This window comes from Pseudomonas sp. GW821-FHT10B02, from assembly GCF_059415665.1.
Map to the genome: position 1 here is coordinate 17,210 of NZ_JBWKNR010000010.1, position 23,333 is coordinate 40,542.

Genomic DNA, 23,333 nt, shown 5'->3' on the forward strand with positions numbered 1-23,333 from the left:
GCGAAGACGAATCTAAATGGGAAGCTGATGCGGTTGCGAATGCTGTCATGTTGAGGCGCAGTCGGCAAGTGGAGGCGCAGCCCCATCACGACGGTAGCGCGGATCCGCGACAAGAACCGCATGCTGGCTGCTGAACTCAAGCGTTGGCATGAGCTGTTCGTGGGTGAGCATCGGGTTAGACGTATCACATTGTATCCGCACGCCGCGGCCCGCTGATTCGCATACAAATGTACCTGCCTGCGGATACGTCACGGACACATGGCCGTGGCGAAATGGCCACACCCAAACGAGGTCAGCCCTGGCGCCTCGTACCAGGGTTACAACGCCCTTGTGGCATGACCTTCGCGGCTTGGCCGCACTGTATCCGGAGAAACACCATGTCCCGTACCCAGCTCCCTGGCAAGACCCGTATTGGCCTGATCGCTGTCGCCCTGGCCGGCGGCTTGAACCTGGTATCGTCCGCCGCTTTCGCCGTTGAGGCTCTGCCTCAGGGCTACCAGTTGGCCGCTGCCGACAAGGCCGCTGAAGGTAAATGTGGCGAGGGCAAGTGTGGCGCTACAGCAACCAGCAACACCAAGGCCGCCGAAGGCAAGTGTGGTGAAGGCAAATGCGGCGATGCCTCCTTCGCCCGCACCGACACCGACGACGACGGCCGAGTCTCGCTCAAGGAACTGCTGACGGTGGCACCGCAGGGCGGCGCGGAGTTCACCGCGATGGACAGCAACAAGGACGGTTTCCTCTCCGAGGGCGAGGTCTACACGTTCCGCAGCAACCAGTACCTGTCCAACGGCAAGCCGGTACCGACCGAGCTGTTCACCAAGCTGAGCCAGGCCAAGAACTGATTCGCCTGTTTTTCACCCTCCCTGGGCTCCCCGCCGGGGAGGGTGACCTCTCTGGAGACGCTCCATGACCACTCCCTATTTCCCACAGGGTGCAGGCCTCGGCTTGCGCCGCGCTTTGCTGCCTGAGCTGCTGGCAATGGAGGCCAGCTCCGTGGATTTCCTCGAATGCACGCCGGACAACTGGATCAATGTCGGTGGCCGTCATGGCGATGCACTGGCGCGTCTAGCCGAGCGTTTTCCGCTGGCGTGCCACGGTCTTTCGCTGTCCCTTGGTGGCCCGGCGCCGCTGGATCTTGAGCTGCTGCGGCGTACCCGCCAATTCCTCGACCAGCACAATGTGGCGTTCTTCAGCGAGCACCTGAGCTATTGCTCGGACGATGGCCAGCTGTACGACCTGCTGCCGCTGCCCTTTACCGACGAAGCGGTTCGCCATGTCGCTGCGCGCATCCGCCAGACACAGGATGTTCTGGAGCGGCGTATCGCGGTGGAAAACATTTCCTACTACGCCGCGCCGTATCAGGCGCTGGACGAGATCGACTTCCTGTGCGCGGTACTGGAGGAGGCCGATTGCGACCTGCTGCTGGACGTCAACAACCTGTTCGTCAATTCGATCAACCACCGCTACGACGCCGGCGAGTACCTGGCTGCGCTGCCGGCCGAACGGGTTGTTTATATGCACGTGGCCGGCCATTACGATGAGGCGCCAGACCTGAAGATCGATACCCACGGCGCGCCGGTAAAGAAGAACGTCTGGACCTTGTTGGAACAGGCATACCAGCGCTTCGGTGCGCTGCCGACCCTGCTGGAGCGCGACTTCAATTTCCCGCCGCTGACGGAGCTGCTGACCGAGGTCGAGCAGATTCGCTTGCGCCAGCAAGCTGCCATTCGCTGGCCGGAGGTGCGTCATGTATGAGGTGCTGCATGAGCAATTGCTGAGCATGGCGCGCTATGTGCGCGACCCGCCGCACAATGCGCCGCCACCCGGTATCGAGGCGCGGCGCCTGGCGGTGTACCGGCAGTTGTTTTTCGGCAACGTGGAGTCGCTGTTGTCGGGTGGTTTCCCGGTGATGCGTGCCTGCCTCGGGGCAAAGAAATGGCAAGCGCTGGTTGAATCCTTCTACGCCGACTACCGCTGCCAGACACCGTTGTTCACTGAAATATCAGCGGAGTTTCTCGCCTTCCTCGAAGAGGGCGGTGGCGCTGCCCTGAAGCTGCCGCCCTGGGTATTGGAGCTAGCGCATTATGAATGGGTGGAGGCCGCGCTGCTCCTGAGCGACAAGTGCGACCCAGCGCATAACACGCAAAGTGACCTGCTCGATGGCGTACTGGTGCTGTCGCCACTGGCCTGGCCATTGGCTTACCAGTGGCCAGTCAACGAAATCAGCCCGGACTACCTACCGCAGCAGGCCCCGGATCAGCCGACCTTGCTGCTGGCGCGGCGCGGTGCTGACCTGCAGGTGCATTTCTCGCGCCTCGCGCCGCTGGCCCATGCGCTGCTTGCTTCGTTGCAGGCGCACAATTGCAGTGGGCGCGAGCATCTGCAATCCCTGGCTGAAGCCATTGGTGTCGACGTGGTGGCGATTCTGCCGCAAGGCTTGGCTTTGTTGGAAAACTTGCGCGAACAGGGTGTGGTGTATGGATAACTCCGGAGCGGGTTGCCCAGCGTCAATTGGGTTGGGTTGGGTTGGGTTGTTTGGGCTGTGGGTTTATCCATTTTCTGTGGCGACGCTGCCGGCCCCTTCCGCCTTTACGGCGGCCTACTTTTTTCTTGGAAAAAGTAGGCAAAACCGCTGGCTCCTACATACGGCCCTACGCTGCGCTCCGGGTCCCTTCGCTACGGTGCCCTCCAGGGGCATCGCGGCCTACGACTTGCTTCGCCAAGTCTACGGCTCGCGAACTTCGGCTAAGGCCGAAGGGTGCTGCGCACCAGCCCCCTCCAGACACCTCCGCTCAGCCTCCTGAAGTCGCTAAGTTACGGGTGGCGCCTGCGCTGGCGCATCTTCGAAATCTGATTCTGGCGGAGCCAAGCTGATGCCAACGCGGGACAAGCCCGCGTAAAGCCGGTATCGGCTTGCTCTCGCTCCTGATCTTGATCTTGATCTTGATACACGCAAGTTCAGGCGCCGCGGACTGCGACTTCAGGAGGCTGAGTGGAGGTGCCTGTAGGGGCCAGTGCGTAGCACCTTCGGCGCAGCCGAAGAACGCGAGCCGTAGACTTGGCGAAGCAAGTCGTAGGCCGCGTGGCCCCGGAAGGTGCCGGAGCGAAGGGACCCGGAGCGCAGCGTAGGGCCGGATGCAGGAGCGAGCGGTTTTGCCTACTTTTTCCAAGAAAAAAGTAGGCCGCCGTAAGGGCGGAAGGGGCCGGCAGCGTCGCCACAAAAAATGGATAAGCCCACAACCTCAACATCCCAACCCAACCCAACCCAGTCCAGTCCAGTCCCAAGACCATGCTCCTTTACGTGAGGCCGTCGTGTATCCCTGTGCCCGCAGCGCTAATGAGCGTCAGCGGACGGCTGCCTGGGCGGCTGGACTTTACGCATCAACGGCACCAGCGAAGTGGTCACCACGAAGCACGCCATGATCATCAGAAAAGCGTCGGCGTAGGTGAGAGTTTGCGCTTCCCGCCAGGTCAGCGCCCACAGGTGATGCAGTGCCGACTGACTGGCATCGAGGCTGCTTTGTCCGAGCAGTTGGGCGTTGACGGTCAATTGTTCGAGCCAGCTGTTCATGACTTCGTTGCGGCTGTTGAGGTGTTCGGCCAGCCGCAGGAAATGCAGGTTGGTGCGGTCGTTGAGCACGGTAGCGCAGGCAGCGATACCGATGGCACCGCCGAGGTTGCGCATCAGATTGAACAAACCCGATGCCAGCTTCAGACGCTCAGGGGCCAGGGCGCCGAGGGTGAGGGTAACGACCGGCGGAACCGCCATTTGCTGGGCAAAACCGCGGATTGCCTGCGGTAACAGAAGCTCTTTGGCGCCCCAGTCATGAGTAATGGCGGAGAAGTCCCACATCGACAGGGCAAACAGGCTCAGCCCCAGCATCAAGATCCAGCGCAGGTCGATGCGGTTGGCCAGCATGGCATACACCGGGATCGCCAGCAGCTGGAACACCCCGGTGGAGAACACCGCCAGGCCGATGTCCAGCGCGCCATAGCCACGCACGTGCCCTAGAAACAGGGGAGTCAGGTAAATGGTGGCAAAAATGCCGATACCGGTGACGAAGGAAAACAGGCAGCCCAGGGCAAAGTTACGATCGCCCAGGGCGCGCAGGTCGACGATGGGTTCGGCAATGTCCAGGCAACGCCAGATGAACAGCACGCCACTGATGCCGGCAATCCAGGCAGTAATGACGATGGTGCTGTCGCTGAACCAGTTCCAGCGCGGTCCTTCTTCCAGGGTGTACTGCAGGCAGCCCAGGAACAGCGCCATCAGCAGCATGCCGAGATAGTCAGCGCCCTTGAGCAACGCGAGGTTGGGCCGGTCAACCTTGACCAGCATCGGTACGACAACGGTGACCAACAGGCCGGGTACCAGGTTGATGTAGAACAGCCAGTGCCAGGAGGCGATGTCGGTGATCCAGCCGCCCACTGCCGGGCCCAGGGTCGGGGCCAGCGAGGCAATGGCGCCAATGGTCGAGGCGGCGATCACCCGCTGCTTGCCGGTGAAGTACATAAAGGCCGTGGTGAATACCAGCGGGATCATCGAACCGCCGAGAAAGCCTTGCAAGGCGCGAAAGGCGATCATGCTCTGGATATTCCATGCCAGTGCGCAGAGCAGGCTGGTCAGGGTAAAGCCTGCGGCCGATACGGCGAACAACCAGCGTGTGCTCATCACCCGCGAGAGCCAGCCGGACATGGGGATGACGATGATCTCCGCGATCAGGTAGGCGGTCTGCACCCAGGCCGTGTCGTCAGCACCGGCCGACAGGCCGCCGCCGATGTCCTTGAGCGACGCGGAAACGATCTGGATGTCGATCAGGGCGATGAACATGCCGACGCACATACTGGCGAAGGCGGCGACTTTCTGCGCCGTACTGAGTGTGGGCAGGGGGCTGTTCATGGCCGGCTTGCCAGCGCAACATCGCTCGGTTGCGGCGCGTCACGGGTATTGACCTGGGCAACCACCGACAGCCCCGGGCGCAGCGCACCGAAGTCGGCATCGACGCTGTCCAGGCGGACCCGTACCGGCACACGCTGGACAATCTTGGTGAAGTTGCCGGTGGCGTTTTCCGGCGGCAGTACGCTGAACTGTGCCCCGGTGGCGGGTGCCAGGCTTTCGATATGACCGTGAAACTCACGACCGGGCAAAATATCGGCGCGGATGCTCACCGCTTGACCCACCTGCATGTGCGCCAACTGGTCTTCCTTGAAGTTGGCATCGATCCACAGGCCCTTCGCCGGCACTACCGAGAGCAGTTGGCTGCCTGCGGCGGCGTAGGCGCCAACCCGGGCGCGACGGTTGCCCACATAACCATCCACCGGGGCGCGCAACTCGGTATAGCCGATATTCAGCAGGGCCTGTTCACGCTCGGCCTGGGCCTGTTGCAGGGCGGCCTGGGCTTGACCACGCTGGCTGTCGATCACGTCGAGTTGACGGCGTGCCGCCATGAGCCCGGCGTCTGCGCGGGCGCGATCGGCGCGGGCGGCTTTCCAGGTGGCTTCGACCTGCTGGGCGCTCTGTACCGACACGGCCTGGGTACGAACCAGAGTCTGGTAGCGGCTGTGGTCACTGCCAGCGCGCTGCGCTTCGGCATCCGCAGCGTCGATCTGGGCCTTGGCCTGGTTGATCACCGCCTGTTGCAGTTGCTCGATCGCATCAAGGTTGACCAGGCTGGCCTGCTGCGCCGCCACGGCGCCCTCGGCTTTTGCCAGGGCGGCGCGGTAGTCGCGTACATCGATGCGGGCAAGCACATCACCAGCCTTGACGAACTGGTTGTCCAGCACCGTCACCTCACTGATATAGCCCGGCACTTTGGCACTGATGATCGTGACATCGGCGCCCACGTAAGCGTCGTCGGTGCCTTCGATGAAGCGGCTGGCCAACCACCAGTGGCTGGCATAGCCGAGGGTACCCATCAAGGCGAATGCCAACAGCCCCAGGCGCACTGCTTTCCTGCTGCGGGCGGGTGAGGAGGCGGGGGCGTCTGTTTGTTCGGGTTCAATGCTGACTTTAGCGTTCATCGCGAAATGCCCCCTGTGAAAGGCTTATGGGCGACGGGACGAGCGTCGCCGGTAAATATTACAGTCATAATATTGCACGATGAATTTCATTATGAAAGTCACTTCAGCGAAGAATCGCTGCCGATTGTCGGTTTGCTTTCGGGGGTAAGGGGGAGGGGCTGTACACCTGCGCATGGGCAAAACGAATTCTTTTGCGTGGCAACTTTGAACTTGGCCCAAGGTTCGCCTAAACCCTCTAACGAGGGCGCGTGTTGTTCAACGATTCGTTGCTCCAGCGTTCGCGTGTCCATGGCGTAATACGACCAAAGGAAGACGAGCATGACAAACAAGCTGATCGGCAAAGCAGTTTTACTTGGGCTCCTCAGTGCTGCCGCAATTTCCGTGCAGGCAGCACAAGCAGGGGGAAATGGCTGCGGTTGGGGCAACATGCTGTTTGAAGGGAAAAGCGGCCTGGGGCCCCACCTGCTGGCGACAACCACCAACGGCACCTCGGGCAACGCCACTTTTGGCCTGACCTCCGGCACCAACGGCTGCGACTCGAAAACCAAGCTGGGCTATGGTGGCCGCTCGATGCTGGCGATGAACAACATGCTTGAGGGCATTTCCGAGGACATGGCCAGAGGCAATGGTGAAGCATTGAGCGCCTATGCCACGTTGCTGGGGGTTCCCAGCGATGATCGTCAACACTTTGCCAGTGTCACGCATCGGCATTTCGATGAGATCTTTGCCAATCAGGATGTCACCGCCGAACAGGTCTATAGCAACACCCTGGCGGTGATGAGCCGCGACCCACGTCTGGCGCGTTACGTGCAGCAACCCGGCTAGCAACCTGGCAATTGTCGATCGAGCCCTCCACGGAGGGCTTTCTCATGTGCCAGGCAGAAAGTGGACATTCAGCCCATGCACGGCGCTATGCTGAATATCTAATCCCTTCGGGCAGTTATCATGCGCAGGTTGATGTTGTTACTCGCAGCCAGTGTTGTTGCGGCTTGTCAGGCGCCGATGCCAGTGGCCAATCCGCAGATGGCATGGGTCGATTTCTCTACACCATTCCCCAACGACCGCTTGCTGTTGGCCGAGCGTCTGGATAAACAGCGCCTGAGCGACGGGCGCTTTTTCGAAGTCAGCCCCGGCCGTCATGAGCTGATCGTGCGCTTCGACTACGAAGTAACCGGTGGCGGGGGCATGGGCATGATGGGCGGCCCCACCGTACGCGTCTGTTACCTGACCATTCACTACGAGCATTTCGAAGCTGGCCAACGCTATGTTCTCGAAGGGCGCTCGATGGCCATGACCCCGGAGGCACGGTTGTACAACGCCAAGCGTGAGATCGTTGCACAAGCCAGCGATTACTACTGCCTCATGTGACGTAGGGCATGGCTTCAGATGCTCAGACGTTCGTGCTTGAGGACGTTGAGCGTGGTGGTTTCGTAATGCTCACTGAGCAATGCACAGGCTCGTTCGCAATCACGGGCCAGCGCCGCCTCCATCAGTGCGCGGTGTTCGCCTGGCACGTCGCGGTCGAGACTCTCTGCATAGAGCAGCGAAAGCTGGCGATAACGGGCGGTCTGGTCGCGGAGCATGCCGGAAAAGCGCATCAGCCACTGTGAGCCGCAGGCCGACAGCAGCGCTGTATGGAACACCTCATGGGCCTGCTCCCAGTCAGGTCGCAGCATTCTCTCGGGCCCCTCGACCACCGGTAGACGGTCGAGGCGATGATGAGCGGCAATCAGCCGGCTCTCCCAGTCCAGGTCGCCCTGGCTGATCGATAAGCGCAATGCCTGGCACTCGATCAGCAGACGGGTGTTGGTGATGTCGCGAATTTCCTTGGCCGAGATATGGCCGACACTGAAGCCTTTCTGCTCAGTGGCCACCACGAAGCCAGTGGCGGCCAGGCGCGACAAGGCTTCGCGCAGCGGGATCACCCCGGCGTCATAGGACTCGGCCAGCTCCTTGAGGCGCAGCTTGCTGCCTGGCAGCAAGCGACCATTGATGATGTCCTGGCGTACGCGCGTCTCAAGCTGGGAAGCCATGGTGCGTTTGTCGGCGCCATTGCCGCCGTCTACCCAGCGTTCTGGTTGATTCATGACAGTATCCCGAATGCATCCGCTATGAGTGAAATCATACACAGACCGGCGCTTTGTAGAAAATCCCAATAAAATATATATTTTGTTGACTATATATTTATTCGGGCTTAGCTTTGAGCCATACCGTCCTTGCCGACGGTGGCCAAACAACACAAGAAGAGGTCAGGATCCATGCGTTATGTGTCTTTCAATCATCAAGGCCGTGCTGTGCTCGGCGTGCGTACCCCTGAAGGCGTCAAGGTGCTGGGCGAGGAAACGCTGGAATCGCTGCTGGCGCGTGGCGTGGATCTCACCAGCCATGGAGCGGCGGCCCAAGGCGGCGTTGTCGAGATTGGTGAGCAGGACTACCTGCCGCTGATGCGCAAGCCGGGCAAGATCATCTGTGTCGGCCTCAACTATGCCGACCACACCAAGGAATCGCCCTACGCACAGCCGGACTACCCGACCTTGTTCCCACGCTTTGCCAGCAGCCTGACGGCACACAACAAACCACTGGTTCGTCCGCGGGTGTCCGACACCCTGGATTACGAAGGCGAGATGGCCGTGGTGCTCAAGAGCGGTGGCCGCCATATCCCGAAGGATAAAGCCCTCGATTGCGTGGCCGGCTATGCACTGTTCAACGAAGGTTCGGTGCGCGACTACCAGTTCAAATCGCCGCAGTGGACCGTCGGCAAGAACTTCGATGACACCGGCGCCTTCGGCCCCGATCTGGTTACCGCTGACGAACTGCCGCTTGGCGGCAAGGGCTTGCTGTTGCAGACGCGGGTCAACGGCAAGGTCGTGCAATCGGCCAATACCGAGGACATGCTGTTCGACGTCGCCACGATCATTTCCACGTTGAGCGAGGCGGTGACCCTGGAGGCTGGCGACGTCATTGTCAGCGGTACCCCGGCCGGCGTTGGTTTTGGCATGAACCCCAAGGTTTACCTCAAGGCTGGCGACGTGGTGGAGGTGTCCATCGAAGGCATTGGCCGCTTGGTCAACCCAGTGACCGATGAGGTCTGAGCCCCGGCAAAAAGCGCAGAAGCCTCGTCGCTGAGGCTTCGACAACAACAAGACGAGGGAAGCGATCATGAACATCACGTCTCGTGGCGTGCATTCGATCGATCATTACGCATTGTTCGTTCCGTCGCTGGCGCAGGGCCGGCACTTTTTCGAGCACTTCGGCCTGGATGTGTGCGAGCGCGATGGCCAGCTGGATATCCAGGCTGGCGATGGGCATCGTTGGGCCAGCTTGCTACCGGGGGCGAGCAAGTCACTGGCATGGATCAGTTTCAATTGTTTCGAAGCCGACCTCGATTCGTTGCGCGAGCAAGTGGTGCGTAGCGGGGCGACCCTTGAACAAGGTGACGGCACCGGCTTCTGGTTTCGTGATCCGGACGGCAACCTGCTGCAGATCAAGGCTGGGGCCAAGACGATGCCCGATAGCCGTCGCGAAACACCCGAAAGCGTGCGTACGCTGCGGGGCGTGGGCAGCAGGGACACGGTGAGCCAGGTCCGGCCGCAGCGCTTGTCCCATGTGCTGTTGTTTTCCCCCGATGTATCGCGCTCTGTTGCCTTTTATGAACAAGCGCTGGGTTTGAAACTCTCCGACCGCTCCCAGGACGTGATTGCCTTCACCCATGCTCGTCACGGTTGCGACCACCACCTGGTGGCCTTTGCCAAAAGTACGGGCAAAGGCTTCCATCACGCCGCCTGGGAAGTGACCAGCATCGACGAGGTTGGCAATGGCGCCGAGCAGATGGCTGCTGCGGGATACATTGAGGGCTGGGGCACCGGCAGGCATTGCCTGGGTTCCAACTACTTCCATTACGTGCGGGATCCTTGGGGATCGTTCAGCGAATACTCCACCGAGATGGATTTCATCGAGGCAGGGAGTGAGTGGCCGGCAGGTGATTTCCCGGCCGAGAGCTCGCTGTATCTCTGGGGGCCGGCCGTTCCTGACTACTTCATTCTGAACACTGAGGTCGGCAGCTGATAGGCGCGCCAATGACCGTTTAACGCCCATTTTTCGCTTTGGCCGGCTGCCTCTGGCATCCGGCACGGGATCGGCTTGTCTGCCAATCCCCAAGCGGGCCTTGGGTAGTGCGATTCCAAGAACAAGAGTGCGGAGTAATGTTATGAATCTGCAAAATACGTCTGAAGTCATCGAAGTCCCGGTGCTGATTGTCGGCGGCGGCCCTTCCGGCCTGACAGCCTCCCTGTTGCTGTCTCGCTATGGCATTGGCAACCTGCTGATCAACAAGTACCGCTGGACTGCCAATGGCCCGCGTGCGCACATCACCAATCAGCGCACCATGGAAGTTTTCCGCGATGCCGGGGTCGAGCCACAGGTGGTCGCCGCTGCAAGTCCCCACGAACTGATGGCCAATAACGTCTGGGCCACCAGTTTCAGTGGCCAGGAGCTGGGGCGCTTGCTGACCTGGGGTAACGCCATCGAGCGCAAGTCTGACTATGAACTGGCCAGCCCGTCGGCCATGTGCAACATCCCCCAGCATCTGGTGGAACCGATTCTGGCCAATGAAGCGCTGCGCGCCGGTAGCGAAATGCGCTTCAACAACGAACTGCTGGACTTCACCCAGGACGCTGACGGCGTAACCGCCCGCATACTCGATCGAGGCACCGGGCGCGAGTTCACTGTGCGGGCGCAGTACATGATTGGTGCGGACGGTGCGCGCAGCCGGGTGATGGAGCTGTTGGGCATCCCGCTGCAAGGCGAGGTTGGTCTGGGATGCGCGGTCAACGTCTGGTTGCGGGCCGATCTGCGTCAATACTGCGAAAGCCGTCCGGGTGTTCTCTACTGGATGGTGCAGCCCGGCAACGATTACTGGGTGGGCAGCGGCACCTTTATCTGTGTGCGGCCCTGGAACGAGTGGGTGATGCTGTTCATGTACGACCCGGCCCAGGGCGAGCCAGACCTGAGTGAGGCGGCGGTGATCGAGCGGGCCCGGCGGGTTATCGGCGATGCCGAGATACCGATTGAAGTGCTGACCACCAGCAAGTGGCAGATCAACCACGTGGTCGCTGAACGCTACTCCGAAGGCCGGGTATTCTGCTGCGGCGACGCCGTGCATCGGCATCCACCGGCCAACGGTCTGGGCACCAACACCTCGGTACAGGACGCCTACAACCTTGCCTGGAAACTGGCCATGGTCCTCAAACGCGAGGCCGGGCCAGGCTTGCTGGACAGCTATTCCCAGGAGCGCCAGCCAGTAGGTCGCCAGGTCGTCGATCGGGCCATGGCCAGCGTCCAGAACATGCTGCCGATTTCCAACGCCCTGGGGTTCGAGCCCGGCCAGAGCGAGGCCGAAGGCTGGGCGAGCCTTAACGAACTCAATGCCAGCAGCCCGCTGGGTCGTGAGCGTCGCGCAGCGCTGGAACAGGCCATCCAACTGCAGCACTACCAGTTCAACTGCCATGGTGTGGAACTGGGGCAGCGTTATGCCAGCTGCGCAGTGTTGAGCGATGGCAGTGAAGCTCCAGCCTACGTGCGCGATCCCGAACTTTATTACCACCCGACCACCTGGCCGGGCGCACGCTTGCCACACGCCTGGTTGCATGACGACGCCGGCCGCAAGCTTTCCACGCTGGATATCTGTGGTCACGGACATATGACCTTGCTTACCGGGCACGGCGGCGAGGCCTGGTGTCAGGCCGCCGAAGCGGTCGCCCGCGAGCTGGGTATCGAGCTTGAGGTGCGCCGCATTGGTCTGGGGCTGGAATACGCCGACAGCTATGGCGACTGGGCACGCTTGCGCTGGATCAATGAGGACGGCTGTATGCTGGTGCGTCCCGACCAGCATGTCGCCTGGCGCGCGCAGAGCGTATCGCCAACCGCCGATGCCGACCTGCTGCAGGCACTCAGGGCCGTCCTGGCCCGTCAGTAATCACTTCACTTCGCGCTACATGAGCCCCTCCCGCCAGGCTGGTAACAGCCTGGTTCGGGATCGTTTTCCCCCCACGAAGGTAATCCCGGGACGGGGCTCGCCCAATTCGCTGCACAACAACAATAAGAGGCAGGTATGTCGAAGAAGGTGCTGGCTTGTATAAGCGCAGGTGCGCTCGTCGCTGTGACGTTGAGCGCACAGGCTGAGGAAGAAGAAAAAGGCGAGGGGAGTCTGGCCCGTTGGCTGCTCGGCCCGGCACTGGAGCGTGACCATGGCATTCGGATATCCGGATTGCTGGACGTCGGCTATGCGCGCAACAACCGCTCAAGCGCTGACGAGCGCGAGGACGGTTTGAGCAATATGCCGTTGACCGGCTTTTCCGATGAGGGCTTCGAGTTGGCCTCCGTGCATCTGTTCGTTGACAAGGCGCTGGTGGCCAACGTCGTACCGCGGGTCACGCCGTTGCCTGGGCCCAAGCCTGAGGAGGTTTCGTTCGGCTTCAGCGTAGAGACCTTGTATGGGCGCAATGCCCAGTTCGCGCGCACCTTTGGCTGGGACATGCACTGGCCGGCCAATTCGCCGGGCGACGATGATGCTGAACGCGCCAAGCGTGACAAGGAAAAATTTGTCGCCACCCCCAACCTGTTCGCCTCCGTCTACCTGCCCTATGGCCCAGGCGTGAGCCTGATCGCCGGGATTTTCGGCCCGGCACTGGGCTACGAGATCCCGCCAAACATCCGCGAGGCACGCAACCCTTTCGCCAGCAAGACCTACGCCTTCGTTTCCGAGCCCAGCACTGTCGCAGGCGTGCTGGCCAGCACCCGCGTGTTCAGCGGCGAAAGCGGCATCCTCGGTGCAGAACTGGGCATGGTGCAGGGGCGCAATAATCTGCGCGACAACAACAGCGGTAAGTCGGTACTCGGTGCATTGCGCTGGCGTACGGCAGACATGCAAACCTGGGTCGACTACGAGTTCATGGTCGGCAACGAAGAAAATCATGACTTCGACGACGTCCAGGCACCCACTGCAAGGCTGGTATCCGAAGCTGGACAACTGCGTCAGCAGCACTCACTCAACGCCTGGCATGCCATCGATGAGCGCTGGTCCTTGGGCGGGGAGATGGTCTATGGCCGTCAGTCCGGGGATGGCAAGGCCGGTACTGTCGATATCGTCACCGGGCCTGGATTCGATGGGGCTTCGTGGTGGGGTATCAATAGTGTGGTCACCTACCAGTACCGCAAGGATCTGGCGTTCTCTGCCCGTGGTGAGCATTTCCGCGATCGGGATGCTTTCGTCCTGTTCCCGACCAGCAACGCGCGTGGCGACTTCAATGCCCTGACCGTCGGCTTTCGCTGGGATGCCACGCGTCATATCAGTATCCGCCCCGAGTTGCGTTACGACTGGTTCGAGCCGGTCGCACATGATCGTGTCTACGGCAATGGGCGTGATCGCACCCAACTGACTGGTTTGGTCGAAGCCCTGGTGTATTTCTGAAGCCATTACCCAAACAACCTTCTGGCAATTGACGTTCATTCCATCCATGCCCATGCGGGCTGAGGATCTTGCGTATGTTCGATAAAAAGTACGAATGGAAAGCTGTGGCCCTGTTGGCGATTGGTTTTGGCCTTGTAGGCCTGGATCGCTTCATCATCCTGCCGCTTTATCCGGTGATGATGCGTGATCTGGGCCTGGACTATCAGGACCTCGGCAACATCTCGGCCGTCCTGGCCCTGGCCTGGGGTATTTCCTCGATTTTCATGGGGCGCTTGTCAGATCGCATCGGCCGACGCAAGGTGATCATCCCCTCGGTGGTCATCTTCTCCTTGCTGGCTGGTTTCTCAGGGCTTGCCAGTGGTGTAGGAGGGCTGCTGTTGATTCGTGCGGTCATGGGCGTGGCGGAAGGGGCATTCACTCCGACCTCTATCGCCGCGACTGCGGAGGCCTCGCACCCTTCGAGGCTGGGTATGAACATCGGCATCCAGCAGGCGTTCTTTCCTCTGCTGGGGCTAGGGCTGGCCCCTATCATTGCCACCCAGTTGCTGCTGGTGGTCCCATCATGGCGCTGGGTGTTCGTGCTGGTGTCAGTGCCTGGCTTCCTCGTGGCCTGGGCGCTGTACAAGGTTCTGCGTGAACCTGTTGCTCAACGTCCGGTGAACAAGGCCGTCGACGGCATCGCGGGTGACTGGTTGGCGGCGTTACGCTTTCGCAACGTGCAGCTCAATCTGGCGGGTATGTTCTGCATGCTCACTTGCCTGTTCGTCAGTTCTGTCATGCTTCCCAGCTACCTGACCGACTTTTTGCATCTGGATATGCAGAAAATGGGCTTCGTGATGTCAGCTATCGGCTTCGGGGGCTTCTGCGGCATGGTGCTCATGCCGACGCTTTCGGATCGTCTTGGTCGTAAGCCGGTTGCGTTGATTTCCTGTGTTGCCACAGGGGTGTCGCTATGGCTGATGATCCATACCGGTGCCGAGCCGGTCAGGCTGTTCCTGCTGCTGTTCGCAACCACCTTCTTCAACTTCAGCATGATCTGCATGATCGTCGGGCCGCTCACCAGTGAGTCAGTTCCACCGGCATTGATTTCTACCGCGACCGGGCTGGTGGTGGATATCGGTGAAGTATTTGGTGGTGGTGTCGCACCTGCACTGGCCGGCTACATCGCTCAGCACTACGGCATTGAAAAGACCCTTTACCTGGCCCTGGCCGGGGCCGTGCTGGGTTTGCTGGTGGCGGTCTGCTTGCGGGAAACTGCACCGGCAAGCAGCCAGCTTAGGCAGCAGAAGTCGGCGGAGCCGCTCTGACCTTAGGCATTTATGTGAAGTCTGGATTTAATAGCTGTTGCCCAAGAATGTCGGGGGGGCTTGTGCACTCCCCGACACTCGCTTTGCAAGACGCTGCGCCGGGCTTAGAAATGCCACTCCATATGGAGTGTTGGGGCATGGCTATTGACGCCAGGTTTGTGCATTGCGCCGTACTTATGGTGCCACCACTCGTATCCAGGGCCGGCCCAGAACGTGTTCCTGGCGCCAAACACCAGCTTGCCGACATCGACCATCAATGCACCGCGTACCAGGCTTTCCTCTCCGGTGTCGTCATCGAAGTAGTCCTTGCCCTTCGCGGTTTTGTAACTGGCAAACCCGTGAAACTTGAGCGGTACCTCGCCAAGCTGGAAGGGATATCCCCAGGCCAGATGTACCACGTAATAGGGATCGAACTCGATGTTTTCGGTTTTACACGCGGGCAGGCCGCAGTGATTCCATTCCATGGAATACAACAGGCTCAGGTCCAGATAACCGGGTACATCGAATTTAAGCGTAGGGCCTACCAGTAGTTGACGTTTGCGGGTGGAGAAGTCGTTGTTCTTGTAGTTCAGTTCGACACCGCCGGTCAGCGCGATGTCCTTGATCGGGCCGTAGCGCAGGGAACGATCGAACACCTTGCTCAGGAACAGCTGGTGGCGATAGACCAGATACGCCTCGACGGCACCTGAGTCGCTGTCTTTCTTTGGATCATTGCTGTCGGACTTGAGCACGTCCAGATTGAAGAAATTCATGCCCCATTCGTTGCCACTGCTGTGACCGAGCTGGTAGATCTCCTTCTGGATCTTCTTGTCCACCGGTGGCTCGCTGTAATGCTCACCGTAGCGAAAGCCGACGAAGGTGTCGCTCCATTGCGCGGCATTGGCAGCAACGGCCGTGCTGCTCAGGGTAAGTGCGGTCAGTACCTTGCAAATGCGTTCTTGTAATTGTTTTGCGTTCATCTAGGTGCGTTTCCGGTTGTTTGCCACCTGCGCGGGGTGTGCGTGCAGGTGGCGTGGGGGAAGGGCGGTCGTGTACCGCCCGGGATTCACTTCATGGTCGGCATGACAAAGTCGGCGCCGGTGCGGATGCCACTCATCCAGCGCGAGGTGATGGTCTTGAGGCGGGTGTAAAAGCGCACACCTTCAGGGCCATGCATGTGGTGGTCGCCGAACAGCGAGTTTTTCCAGCCGCCGAAGCTGTGGAAGGCCATGGGCACCGGGATGGGCACGTTGATGCCGACCATGCCGACCTGGATCTCGTGACCGAACATGCGTGCCGAATCGCCATCGCGCGTGAAGATGGCGGTGCCGTTGGCGTACTGGTGGGCATTGATCAGGGCCACCGCCTCCTGGTAGCTCTGAACCCTGACCACACCAAGCACGGGGCCAAAAATCTCTTCTTGATAGATGCGCATGTGAGCGGCGACGTCGTCGAACAGACTGCCACCGAGGTAGAAGCCGTTCTCGTAGCCGGGTTGCTGCATGCGAAAGTCGCGGCCGTCTACCACCAGCGTTGCGCCTTCCTCGACACCAACATCGACATAGCCGCGTACGCGCTCCAGGTGCTCGCGGCTGATCAATGGGCCCATTTCGGCTTGCGGGTCGCTACCAGGGCCGATCTGCAGAGCACGCACTCGCGGTGCGAGGCGTTCGATCAACGCATCGGCGGTCGCATCGCCCACCGCGACAGCAACGGAAATCGCCATGCAGCGTTCACCCGCAGCGCCATAGGCTGCGCCCATCAAAGCGTCGACCGCTTTGTCGAGGTCGGCGTCAGGCATCACCACCATATGGTTTTTCGCGCCGCCCAGCGCCTGCACGCGCTTACCGTTGGCCGCGCCGGTGGCGTAGATATGGCGGGCGATGGGCGTGGAACCGACGAAGCTGACCGCTTGCACGTCCGGGTGCGCAAGGATGGCGTCGACCGCCTCCTTGTCACCATTGACTACGTTGAATACGCCGTCGGGCAAGCCGGCCTCGGACAGCAGTTCGGCAAGCAGCAACGCCGCTGACGGATCGCGCTCGGACGGTTTGAGGACAAAGGTATTGCCGCAGGCCAGGGCTACCGGGAACATCCACAGCGCGACCATCGCCGGGAAGTTGAACGGGGTAATCCCGGCTACCACGCCAAGCGCCTGGCGCATTGCGTGCGAGTCGATGTGACTACCGATATTTTCGGTAACTTCGCCCTTGAGCAGGTGCGGGGCGCCGCAGGCGAACTCCACCACCTCCAGGCCGCGCACAACCTCGCCCATGGCATCGGAATGCACTTTGCCGTGTTCAGCGCTGATAATCGTCGCGAGTCGCTCGGCATTCTGTTCCAGCAGTTCCTTGAAGCGGCTCAAGACCCTGGCGCGACGCAGTGGCGTGGTTGCCGACCATGCCGGGAAGGCGGCCTTGGCGGTGGCAACCGCTTCGTTCAGCTCCTCGGCGCTGGCCAGCGCAACCTGGGCGCTCAGCTGTCCTGTGGCCGGGTTGCGTACTTCGTTGAAGCGACCACTGCGGCTTTCGCGGCGCTGGCCATTGATGTAGTGCTGCAAGGTAATCATCGGTTTTCTCCAGGCGAGCAGTCCCGATCCGGCAGGTCAAATGCCGGGTGGCGAGGCTGCGATTCAGGGGCGGGAATTCAGGAAGTGGCGGATTGCGCCGGTTTCAACGGGTTTGCGGGGTGGTCCAGTGGTGCTTCGGCTTGGGGCATGAAGAACATGATCAGCATGCCGGCGGCGAAGAATCCGGCGCAGACCAGCAAGCCGAGCGCCAGGCTGTGGTGGATGGCAATACCGCTGAGCAGCAAGGGTGCGAAGGCGGCAAGGCCGCGGCCGAAGTTGAAGCAAAAGCCGGCACCGATGGTACGTACCCGCACCGGGTAGAGGGCACTGAAATAGGAGGCGAACAGGCTGGCAAAGGCATAGAAGAAGGCGTACACCGGGCCCAGCCAGAACAGCACCTGGTTGTCGGTGGTAAGTGCGTAGATCGCCAGCATCACTGAGCTGCCCAGGAGCGACAGCAATGTGGCGTTGCGCTTGCCGATGCGGTCAGCAAACAGCCCGAAGGCGTTGATGCCGATGAACGCACCAATGTTCAGGATGGTCATGAAGTGGGCCATCATGCCGATTGCCAGCCCGCGTTCGTGCACCAGATAGGTGGGCAGCCAGGTGCTGGCGCCCCAGAAGCCGATCACCGAACAGCTTGCCGCAGCTGTACCTAGCAGCGTCACGCGCAGCAGGCCCGGGGCGAAGATTTCGCGAACCGAGGCATTGATGGGGACATCCGTGCAGGTGGCAGCGATAGCTTTCTGGGCTTTCCATTCAGGTGACTCCGGTACGAACAGCCAAAGGTAGAGCACAGGAATGAGTGTCGAGATACCCGCTGCAAGGAACAGCAGCTGCCAGTCCGGCAGGAATGCCTTGCCAGCCATCGCCGCGATTGCCGCGCCCACCGGAAATGAGCTGAGTACGAAGCCGGTGGCCCGGGCGCGTTGGTGTGCAGGCCAGGTCTCGGCGATATAAGCCGAGACAATGCCCCACACGCCCCCCAGGCCCAGGCCCGAGAAAAAGCGCAACAACAGTAGCAAGTACCAGTCATGGGTGGATGCCACGGCCATGGTCAGTGCGCCAAAGCTCACCAGCGAGAGTAAAAGCGCCTTGCGCCGGCCAAAATTGTCCGAGTACCAGCCGGTGGTAATGCTGCTGAAACCGATGCCAAGCAATGTCGCCGAGGCGAGCATGCCGGCCTGGCCTATGGACAGCCCCAAGTCCTGCTGGATCACCGGCAAGGCGATGGTCAGCAGGATGATTTCCATCGCGTCGAACAGATAGGCGAGGAAACCGCCGACGAGCACATGCCATTTCGAGATGTTCTGCATGGTTGCGTCTCCGTCAGCGATTGAGCCGATATGTGGAAGGGAAGGTCGGGTGGTTGTGCCGCATGGTGTTCTCCTTGTTTTTGTTGTGTACGGCGTTGCGCGCTTGGCGTTCGGCAGTTCGGAGTCTCTACAGCAGGGCACAGCTCTCTTCGAAGCTCAGGCGCGGGCTGCGCGGGAACAGTTTCGAGGGGTCGCCATAACCGAGGTTGCAGAGAAAGTTGGTTTTCACTTGCTGGCCGGGGAAGTTGGTGCTGCTGGCGAAGAATTCGGCGTCGACGCGCTCGTGGTCGAAGCCGGACATTGGCCCGCAATCCAGGCCCAGCGCCCGCGCGGCGAGAATGAAGTAGCCGCCCTGCAGCGAGCTGTTGCGCAGTGCGGCTGCATCGATCAGCTGTGGCTGCGCGGCGTACCAATCGCGCATGCCTGGGTTGTGCGGAAACAGCCGCGGTAGCTGCTCATGAAAATCGGCGTCGTAACCGATGATCGCGGTCACCGGCGCCTGCAGGGTTTTCTCCACGTTGCCCGCCGCCAGCGCGGGCAGCAGGCGCGCCTTGGCCTCGGCGCTACGCAGGAAGACGATGCGCGCCGGGCAACCGTTGGTACTGGTCGGGCCCCAGCGCACCAGGTCGTAGATGGCGCGCAAGGTGTCGTCGTCGACGGCTTTGTCGAGCCATCCGTTCTGGCTGCGGGCATCGCGAAACAGCAGGTCGAGTCCTTGCTTGGACAGTGTTTCTTTCATTGTGCTGGGCTCCTGTAGCGGTCAGCGGGTGTGGCGCCGGCGCTCAGCCAGCGAACGCGGGGTGACGGTTTCATTTTCATTGCTGCCACCGAGGAAGTACTCCACCGACATGGGTGGGCCCCACTGGTAAAGGCTGGAGTCACAGGCCTGGGTGCAGTTCATCGGGGAGGTGTGATTGAACAGATCGCCGTCGGTGAAGTGTTCGATGAGGTTGCCCGACGGGTCGCGCCAGTAGTCGAATATCTGGCTGCCGAGTACATGGCGCCCGACCCCCCAGAATGGCGTCCAGCCCTGGTCGTCCATCCACTCGTGGCCCAGGCACTGGGCATCGAAATCCTGAACCTCGAATGAGGCATGATGGACCACGTCACGATTGGCCTGGAAAAGCGCAATGGTGTGGTGATCGGTCCAGTTGATGCCGCGGTTCAGGCGCAGGAACGCAGCGGACGGGCAATCCTGCTCGTCACCTTCGACGATCAGGTCGGAGGGCAGCATGCCCAGCACGTTGCGGTACCAGCCGATCATGCTGGGCATGTCGGCGACGCCGATGGCGACATGCCCCAGGCGCATGACCTTTGCCGGTCCCTTGCCGGGCCGTTGTACGTCGCCAAAGCGGCGCTTCTCAACCGCCGAATTGAGTACCAGCGCCGAGCGTTGCGCCAGTGCTTCGACCGGCTGGATACCGTGCACCAGCTCAATGCGTCGCCCGGATGGATCATGTAACACCACGCAATGGCCACCGCCGGGGTGCTTCAGCGCCTGGATTGCTGAAGCACCTGGCAAGCGTTCGGCAACGTGCAGGTCGGCAAAGGATTCAACGGCGAAAGCGATGGCGCCCAGAGACGGGGTGTCGGCGCGCTCGGCGATGTAGACATAAGGCAGCGTACCGGTGCCGCGCAGGTAAAGACGCTGTTCGGTCCGATGGCTTACGGTCAGGCCGAAATCGAGCAGGAAGCGTTCAAGCAGGTCGAGATCGGCATGCCGGTAGACCACGTGGTTGATGTCTTTGATGTGCAGCATGGCTGCGTCTCCTCAGCCCAGGGCCGACGATGGGTTTGGGTATTCGCTGGCGCGGGTGCGTTTTCCGGGCAGCCGCCTGCGCGAACCGTAAATCGGTCCGGGCGCAGGCAGCCGGGATCGCTCCCGCCTGTTAAAGGCGAACGGGTTTTCGACTAACGAGCAGGGCGCCGTCTCAGGCGGTCGGTGTCTCGGCGGCGATCGGATTGCTCAAGGTACCCAGGCCTTCGATCTCCACGGTGCAGACATCGCCAGGTTGCATGAACAGCATTGGGCGGCGAGCCCAGCCGATACCGGCCGGGGTTCCGGTGACGATGACATCGCCAGGTTCGAGGGTGACGGCTTCGCTGAGCACAGCGATGAGTTGCGCGACATCGAAGACCATGTCGGCGGTGTTGCCTTGCTGTTCGACCTTGCCGTTCAGGCGTGTGGTCAGCGCCAGGCCACGGGCGCCGGCTGGCAGTTCGTCAGCGCTGACGAAGGCCGGGCCGAAAGCGCCGGTGGCATCAAAGTTCTTGCCAATGGTCCATTGCGGCGACTTGAACTGGTAATCACGTACCGAGGCTTCGTTGAAGATCGAGTACCCGGCAACATGCGCCAAGGCATTCTCCCGGGATATGTGGCGGCCGCGCGTGCCGATGATCACTGCCAGTTCGCCTTCGTAATCCAGTTGCCCGGAAGCCAGCGGGCGCACAATGGCTTCGCCGTGGCCAATCAGGGTCGTGGAGAAGCGGGGGAAGAAGGTGGGGTAGTTCGGCTGCTCGTAGGGACTTTCTTTGGTGTGATCCGCGTAGTTCAGGCCGACACAGACGATTTTGCCCGGCCGCTCGATCGGCGCTAGATAGCGGATACGGGAAGCGTCGAGCAGAGGCGCTTCGCTTAGCTGGCGGTGCGCGTGTTGCAGGGCCTGGGCGCCGCGTTCCAGCAGCTCGAACAGTGAGCCCGGATAGCCAGGCAGATTTTCGCTGAGGCCACGCAGGCCATTTGGGGTCTCCACGGCCAGGCCCTTGATAGCACCCTCGGCAAAGCTGACAAAACGCATGATCCATACCTCGCTGTTATTATTTTTCAAGGCTTATGTAAACGGTACCGTACCGTACCGTTTTGCTGTTCGAAGATTCCCATTGTCATTTCCCCATGTCAATGGCGCCGATAAGACGTGTTTGGAATAAATGATCAGGTTTGATATGCGATTGTATTGCGAATGTGGAACGCCCCCCGCAGGGCAGGTAGGCTATGCGCGGAACGATGTCGAATCGAAAGGAAGAGGTGCTTCTTGAGCGAGCGGGTGGAAAGTAAGCGGCAAGCCGAAAAGAGGGAGGCGATTCTCGCGACGGCGACGGAAATGTTCCTGGAAGAGGGGTATGCCGGGGTAAGCGTGGATGCAATCATCGCCCGCATCGGTGGTTCCAAACGAACCGTGTATGCCTACTTCGGTGACAAGGACGGCTTGTTTGCAGCGATTATCGCCCGCCTGTGCGAGCAGATCGTCAACCCGCTCACGCATATGGACCTCAGTTGCAAACCGCTACCGGAAGCATTGCGCACAATTGCCGAAACCTTCCTTGAGGTCATTCTTGCGCCGCGAACGATCGCCATGCATCGGCTGATCGTGGCCGAGGCGTTGCGGGCACCGGAAGCTGCCCGAGCGTTTTTCGAAGCAGCGCCGGGCGCTGCTTATGGCTGCTTGCGCGAGTACTTCGGCTGGGCCGAGAAGGCCGGAATCGTGCAGGCGGGCGATGCGCAAACCCGGGCTGTGCTGTTTCTGGATGCCTTGACGGGCGACTTCCAGTTGCGCTGCCTTCTCGGCTTGATGGACATACCGTCCGAGCTGGATCGACAGCGCAGGATAGACGAAGCCATCAACATTTTTCTGAGTGGTTTGAAGCTATAGCTATCAGACAACGCCTTGAGCCGCCTACGGAACACGTCATATCGTAGGCGGCGTCAAGGGCTTGCGGCTTACCCGGCTTGCTGCTGGACGATCACCGTCTGCGCCGGCATCGGGGCCGGGAAGCCGGCCTCGCCGAGGGCATCTTTGATGGTGCGGTTGGTGTCGAAATAGACCTGCCAATAGTGCTCGTTGTGGCAGTACGGGCGCACCGCCAGTACCGGGCCGACCAGGTTGAACTCCAGAATCTCCACATCCACCCCAGGCTCGGCGAGCACATTGGGCAGCGCCGCGATGTGCTGCTTGAGCAACGCCGCAGCCGCTTTCCAGTCTGCCGCGCCAGACAACTGCGCCTGCAGCTCGACCCGGCGGTACGGGTTGTGGGTGAAGTTCTGGATGTTGTCGCTGAAGATCTTGTTGTTGCCGACCAGGGTCAGCACGTTGTCCGGGGTGTTGATCGCGGTAGCGAAGAGACCGATCTCAGTGACCGTACCGATCACGCCGCCGGCGCTGATGAAGTCACCGACCTTGAACGGGCGCAGGACGATAATGAAGGCACCGGCCGCCAAGTTGGCCAACAGCCCCGACCAGGCCATGCCGATGGCCAGACCGACCGCGGCAAGCAGCGCGGCGAAGGTAGTGGTCTGCATGCCGAGGTAACCGAGGATGCCGATCACCAGGATGATGTTCAGTGTCACGGTGATGACCGAGCCGACATAGCGCAGCACGGTCGGGTCGAGCTTCTGCTTGGTCAGCGCCCGTTGCACCATGCCGACGGCAAAACCGATCAACCAGCGTCCGATGATCCAGAAGGCAATGGCGGAGAGAAGCTTGACCGCGAAAGCGGCCCCGTACTGTTGCACCAGCGCGATCAGCGCGTTGAACTTCTCGGTGGTCACGTTAACGATGGTTTCGTCCATGGCTGGGGCTCGAAAATGAGGGATTGGCCTCAAAACGCTAGCACAAGCTGTGTGCCACGCCAGCCAATAGGCCAGGACATAGCCTGCGGGGACATTCTCAATTCAT

General features: G+C 61.0%; 21 protein-coding genes. 11 read left to right on the forward strand and 10 right to left on the reverse strand.

Features of this window, described 5'->3' with window-relative positions:
* Positions 1 to 377 precede the first annotated feature (377 nt).
* The 3 genes from AC07OF_RS15785 (at position 378) to AC07OF_RS15795 (ending at position 2,485) form a co-directional block, all read left to right on the forward strand.
* Positions 378 to 842, forward strand: coding sequence for an HvfA family oxazolone/thioamide-modified RiPP metallophore (locus tag AC07OF_RS15785; RefSeq protein ID WP_191833938.1), 465 nt, complete (start codon positions 378 to 380; stop codon positions 840 to 842).
* Positions 843 to 906: 64 nt separating this feature from the next.
* Complete coding sequence (locus AC07OF_RS15790) at positions 907 to 1,755, forward strand: HvfB family MNIO-type RiPP peptide maturase (RefSeq protein WP_157192489.1); 849 nt, start codon at positions 907 to 909, stop codon at positions 1,753 to 1,755.
* Positions 1,748 to 2,485, forward strand: a complete 738-nt coding sequence (locus tag AC07OF_RS15795) for an HvfC family RiPP maturation protein (RefSeq protein WP_157192490.1) — start codon at positions 1,748 to 1,750, stop codon at positions 2,483 to 2,485. Before AC07OF_RS15790 ends, AC07OF_RS15795 begins: the two co-directional genes overlap by 8 nt.
* Before the next feature lie 849 nt (positions 2,486 to 3,334).
* Here the strand turns inward: AC07OF_RS15795 and AC07OF_RS15800 are convergent.
* Both AC07OF_RS15800 and AC07OF_RS15805 read right to left on the reverse strand, forming a co-directional pair.
* On the reverse strand, positions 3,335 to 4,900 hold the full coding sequence (locus tag AC07OF_RS15800) for a DHA2 family efflux MFS transporter permease subunit (RefSeq protein WP_495073133.1): 1,566 nt from the start codon (positions 4,898 to 4,900) through the stop codon (positions 3,335 to 3,337).
* Positions 4,897 to 6,021, reverse strand: a complete 1,125-nt coding sequence (locus AC07OF_RS15805; protein ID WP_495073134.1) for an HlyD family secretion protein — start codon at positions 6,019 to 6,021, stop codon at positions 4,897 to 4,899. The genes AC07OF_RS15800 and AC07OF_RS15805 overlap by 4 nt, the downstream gene beginning before the upstream one ends.
* A 318-nt stretch (positions 6,022 to 6,339) precedes the next feature.
* On the opposite strand from AC07OF_RS15805, the gene AC07OF_RS15810 reads away from it, so the two are divergent.
* The gene (locus AC07OF_RS15810) at positions 6,340 to 6,846 is read left to right on the forward strand and encodes a DUF3015 domain-containing protein (RefSeq protein WP_038610995.1); all 507 of its coding nucleotides are present in this window, start codon (positions 6,340 to 6,342) and stop codon (positions 6,844 to 6,846) included.
* Between the two features lie 120 nt (positions 6,847 to 6,966).
* The gene (locus AC07OF_RS15815) at positions 6,967 to 7,389 is read left to right on the forward strand and encodes a PA0061/PA0062 family lipoprotein (protein ID WP_476447174.1); all 423 of its coding nucleotides are present in this window, start codon (positions 6,967 to 6,969) and stop codon (positions 7,387 to 7,389) included.
* 14 nt (positions 7,390 to 7,403) lie between these two features.
* Here AC07OF_RS15815 and AC07OF_RS15820 read toward each other — a convergent pair whose 3' ends face one another.
* Entirely contained in the window at positions 7,404 to 8,108 is a 705-nt protein-coding gene (locus tag AC07OF_RS15820; protein WP_232478161.1) for an FCD domain-containing protein, read from the reverse strand.
* Between the two features lie 171 nt (positions 8,109 to 8,279).
* On the opposite strand from AC07OF_RS15820, the gene AC07OF_RS15825 reads away from it, so the two are divergent.
* From AC07OF_RS15825 to AC07OF_RS15845, 5 genes are all read left to right on the forward strand, one after another.
* Positions 8,280 to 9,113 (forward strand): fumarylacetoacetate hydrolase family protein, encoded by an 834-nt coding sequence (locus AC07OF_RS15825; RefSeq protein ID WP_495073135.1) that lies wholly within the window; start codon positions 8,280 to 8,282, stop codon positions 9,111 to 9,113.
* Between the two features lie 67 nt (positions 9,114 to 9,180).
* The gene (locus AC07OF_RS15830; RefSeq protein ID WP_157192495.1) at positions 9,181 to 10,086 is read left to right on the forward strand and encodes a VOC family protein; all 906 of its coding nucleotides are present in this window, start codon (positions 9,181 to 9,183) and stop codon (positions 10,084 to 10,086) included.
* Positions 10,087 to 10,228: 142 nt separating this feature from the next.
* On the forward strand, positions 10,229 to 11,995 hold the full coding sequence (locus AC07OF_RS15835) for an FAD-dependent monooxygenase (RefSeq protein ID WP_342625513.1): 1,767 nt from the start codon (positions 10,229 to 10,231) through the stop codon (positions 11,993 to 11,995).
* 135 nt (positions 11,996 to 12,130) lie between these two features.
* A complete protein-coding gene (locus AC07OF_RS15840) occupies positions 12,131 to 13,489 on the forward strand; it encodes an outer membrane beta-barrel protein (protein WP_495073136.1) in 1,359 nt (452 codons plus the stop codon).
* A 74-nt stretch (positions 13,490 to 13,563) separates the two neighbouring features.
* Positions 13,564 to 14,796 carry an MFS transporter gene (locus AC07OF_RS15845; RefSeq protein ID WP_495073137.1) on the forward strand — a complete coding sequence of 411 codons (1,233 nt, stop codon included), beginning with the start codon at positions 13,564 to 13,566 and terminating at the stop codon, positions 14,794 to 14,796.
* A 104-nt stretch (positions 14,797 to 14,900) separates the two neighbouring features.
* Here AC07OF_RS15845 and AC07OF_RS15850 read toward each other — a convergent pair whose 3' ends face one another.
* From AC07OF_RS15850 to AC07OF_RS15875, 6 genes are all read right to left on the reverse strand, one after another.
* Positions 14,901 to 15,755 carry a hypothetical protein gene (locus AC07OF_RS15850; protein WP_476447168.1) on the reverse strand — a complete coding sequence of 285 codons (855 nt, stop codon included), beginning with the start codon at positions 15,753 to 15,755 and terminating at the stop codon, positions 14,901 to 14,903.
* A gap of 86 nt (positions 15,756 to 15,841) precedes the next feature.
* A complete protein-coding gene (locus tag AC07OF_RS15855; protein ID WP_495073138.1) occupies positions 15,842 to 17,344 on the reverse strand; it encodes a CoA-acylating methylmalonate-semialdehyde dehydrogenase in 1,503 nt (500 codons plus the stop codon).
* 77 nt (positions 17,345 to 17,421) lie between these two features.
* Positions 17,422 to 18,660 (reverse strand): MFS transporter, encoded by a 1,239-nt coding sequence (locus tag AC07OF_RS15860; RefSeq protein WP_157192501.1) that lies wholly within the window; start codon positions 18,658 to 18,660, stop codon positions 17,422 to 17,424.
* Between the two features lie 127 nt (positions 18,661 to 18,787).
* On the reverse strand, positions 18,788 to 19,399 hold the full coding sequence (locus AC07OF_RS15865; RefSeq protein WP_476447166.1) for a malonic semialdehyde reductase: 612 nt from the start codon (positions 19,397 to 19,399) through the stop codon (positions 18,788 to 18,790).
* A gap of 21 nt (positions 19,400 to 19,420) precedes the next feature.
* The gene (locus AC07OF_RS15870) at positions 19,421 to 20,419 is read right to left on the reverse strand and encodes a 2,4,5-trihydroxytoluene oxygenase (protein WP_495073139.1); all 999 of its coding nucleotides are present in this window, start codon (positions 20,417 to 20,419) and stop codon (positions 19,421 to 19,423) included.
* Between the two features lie 172 nt (positions 20,420 to 20,591).
* Positions 20,592 to 21,458 carry a fumarylacetoacetate hydrolase family protein gene (locus AC07OF_RS15875; RefSeq protein WP_495073140.1) on the reverse strand — a complete coding sequence of 289 codons (867 nt, stop codon included), beginning with the start codon at positions 21,456 to 21,458 and terminating at the stop codon, positions 20,592 to 20,594.
* A gap of 234 nt (positions 21,459 to 21,692) precedes the next feature.
* Here AC07OF_RS15875 and AC07OF_RS15880 point away from each other — a divergent pair, with 234 nt between their 5' ends.
* Positions 21,693 to 22,310 carry a TetR/AcrR family transcriptional regulator gene (locus AC07OF_RS15880; protein ID WP_232478162.1) on the forward strand — a complete coding sequence of 206 codons (618 nt, stop codon included), beginning with the start codon at positions 21,693 to 21,695 and terminating at the stop codon, positions 22,308 to 22,310.
* 68 nt (positions 22,311 to 22,378) lie between these two features.
* Here the strand turns inward: AC07OF_RS15880 and AC07OF_RS15885 are convergent, their stop codons facing one another.
* Positions 22,379 to 23,227, reverse strand: coding sequence for a mechanosensitive ion channel family protein (locus AC07OF_RS15885; protein ID WP_157192506.1), 849 nt, complete (start codon positions 23,225 to 23,227; stop codon positions 22,379 to 22,381).
* Positions 23,228 to 23,333: the final 106 nt, after the last annotated feature.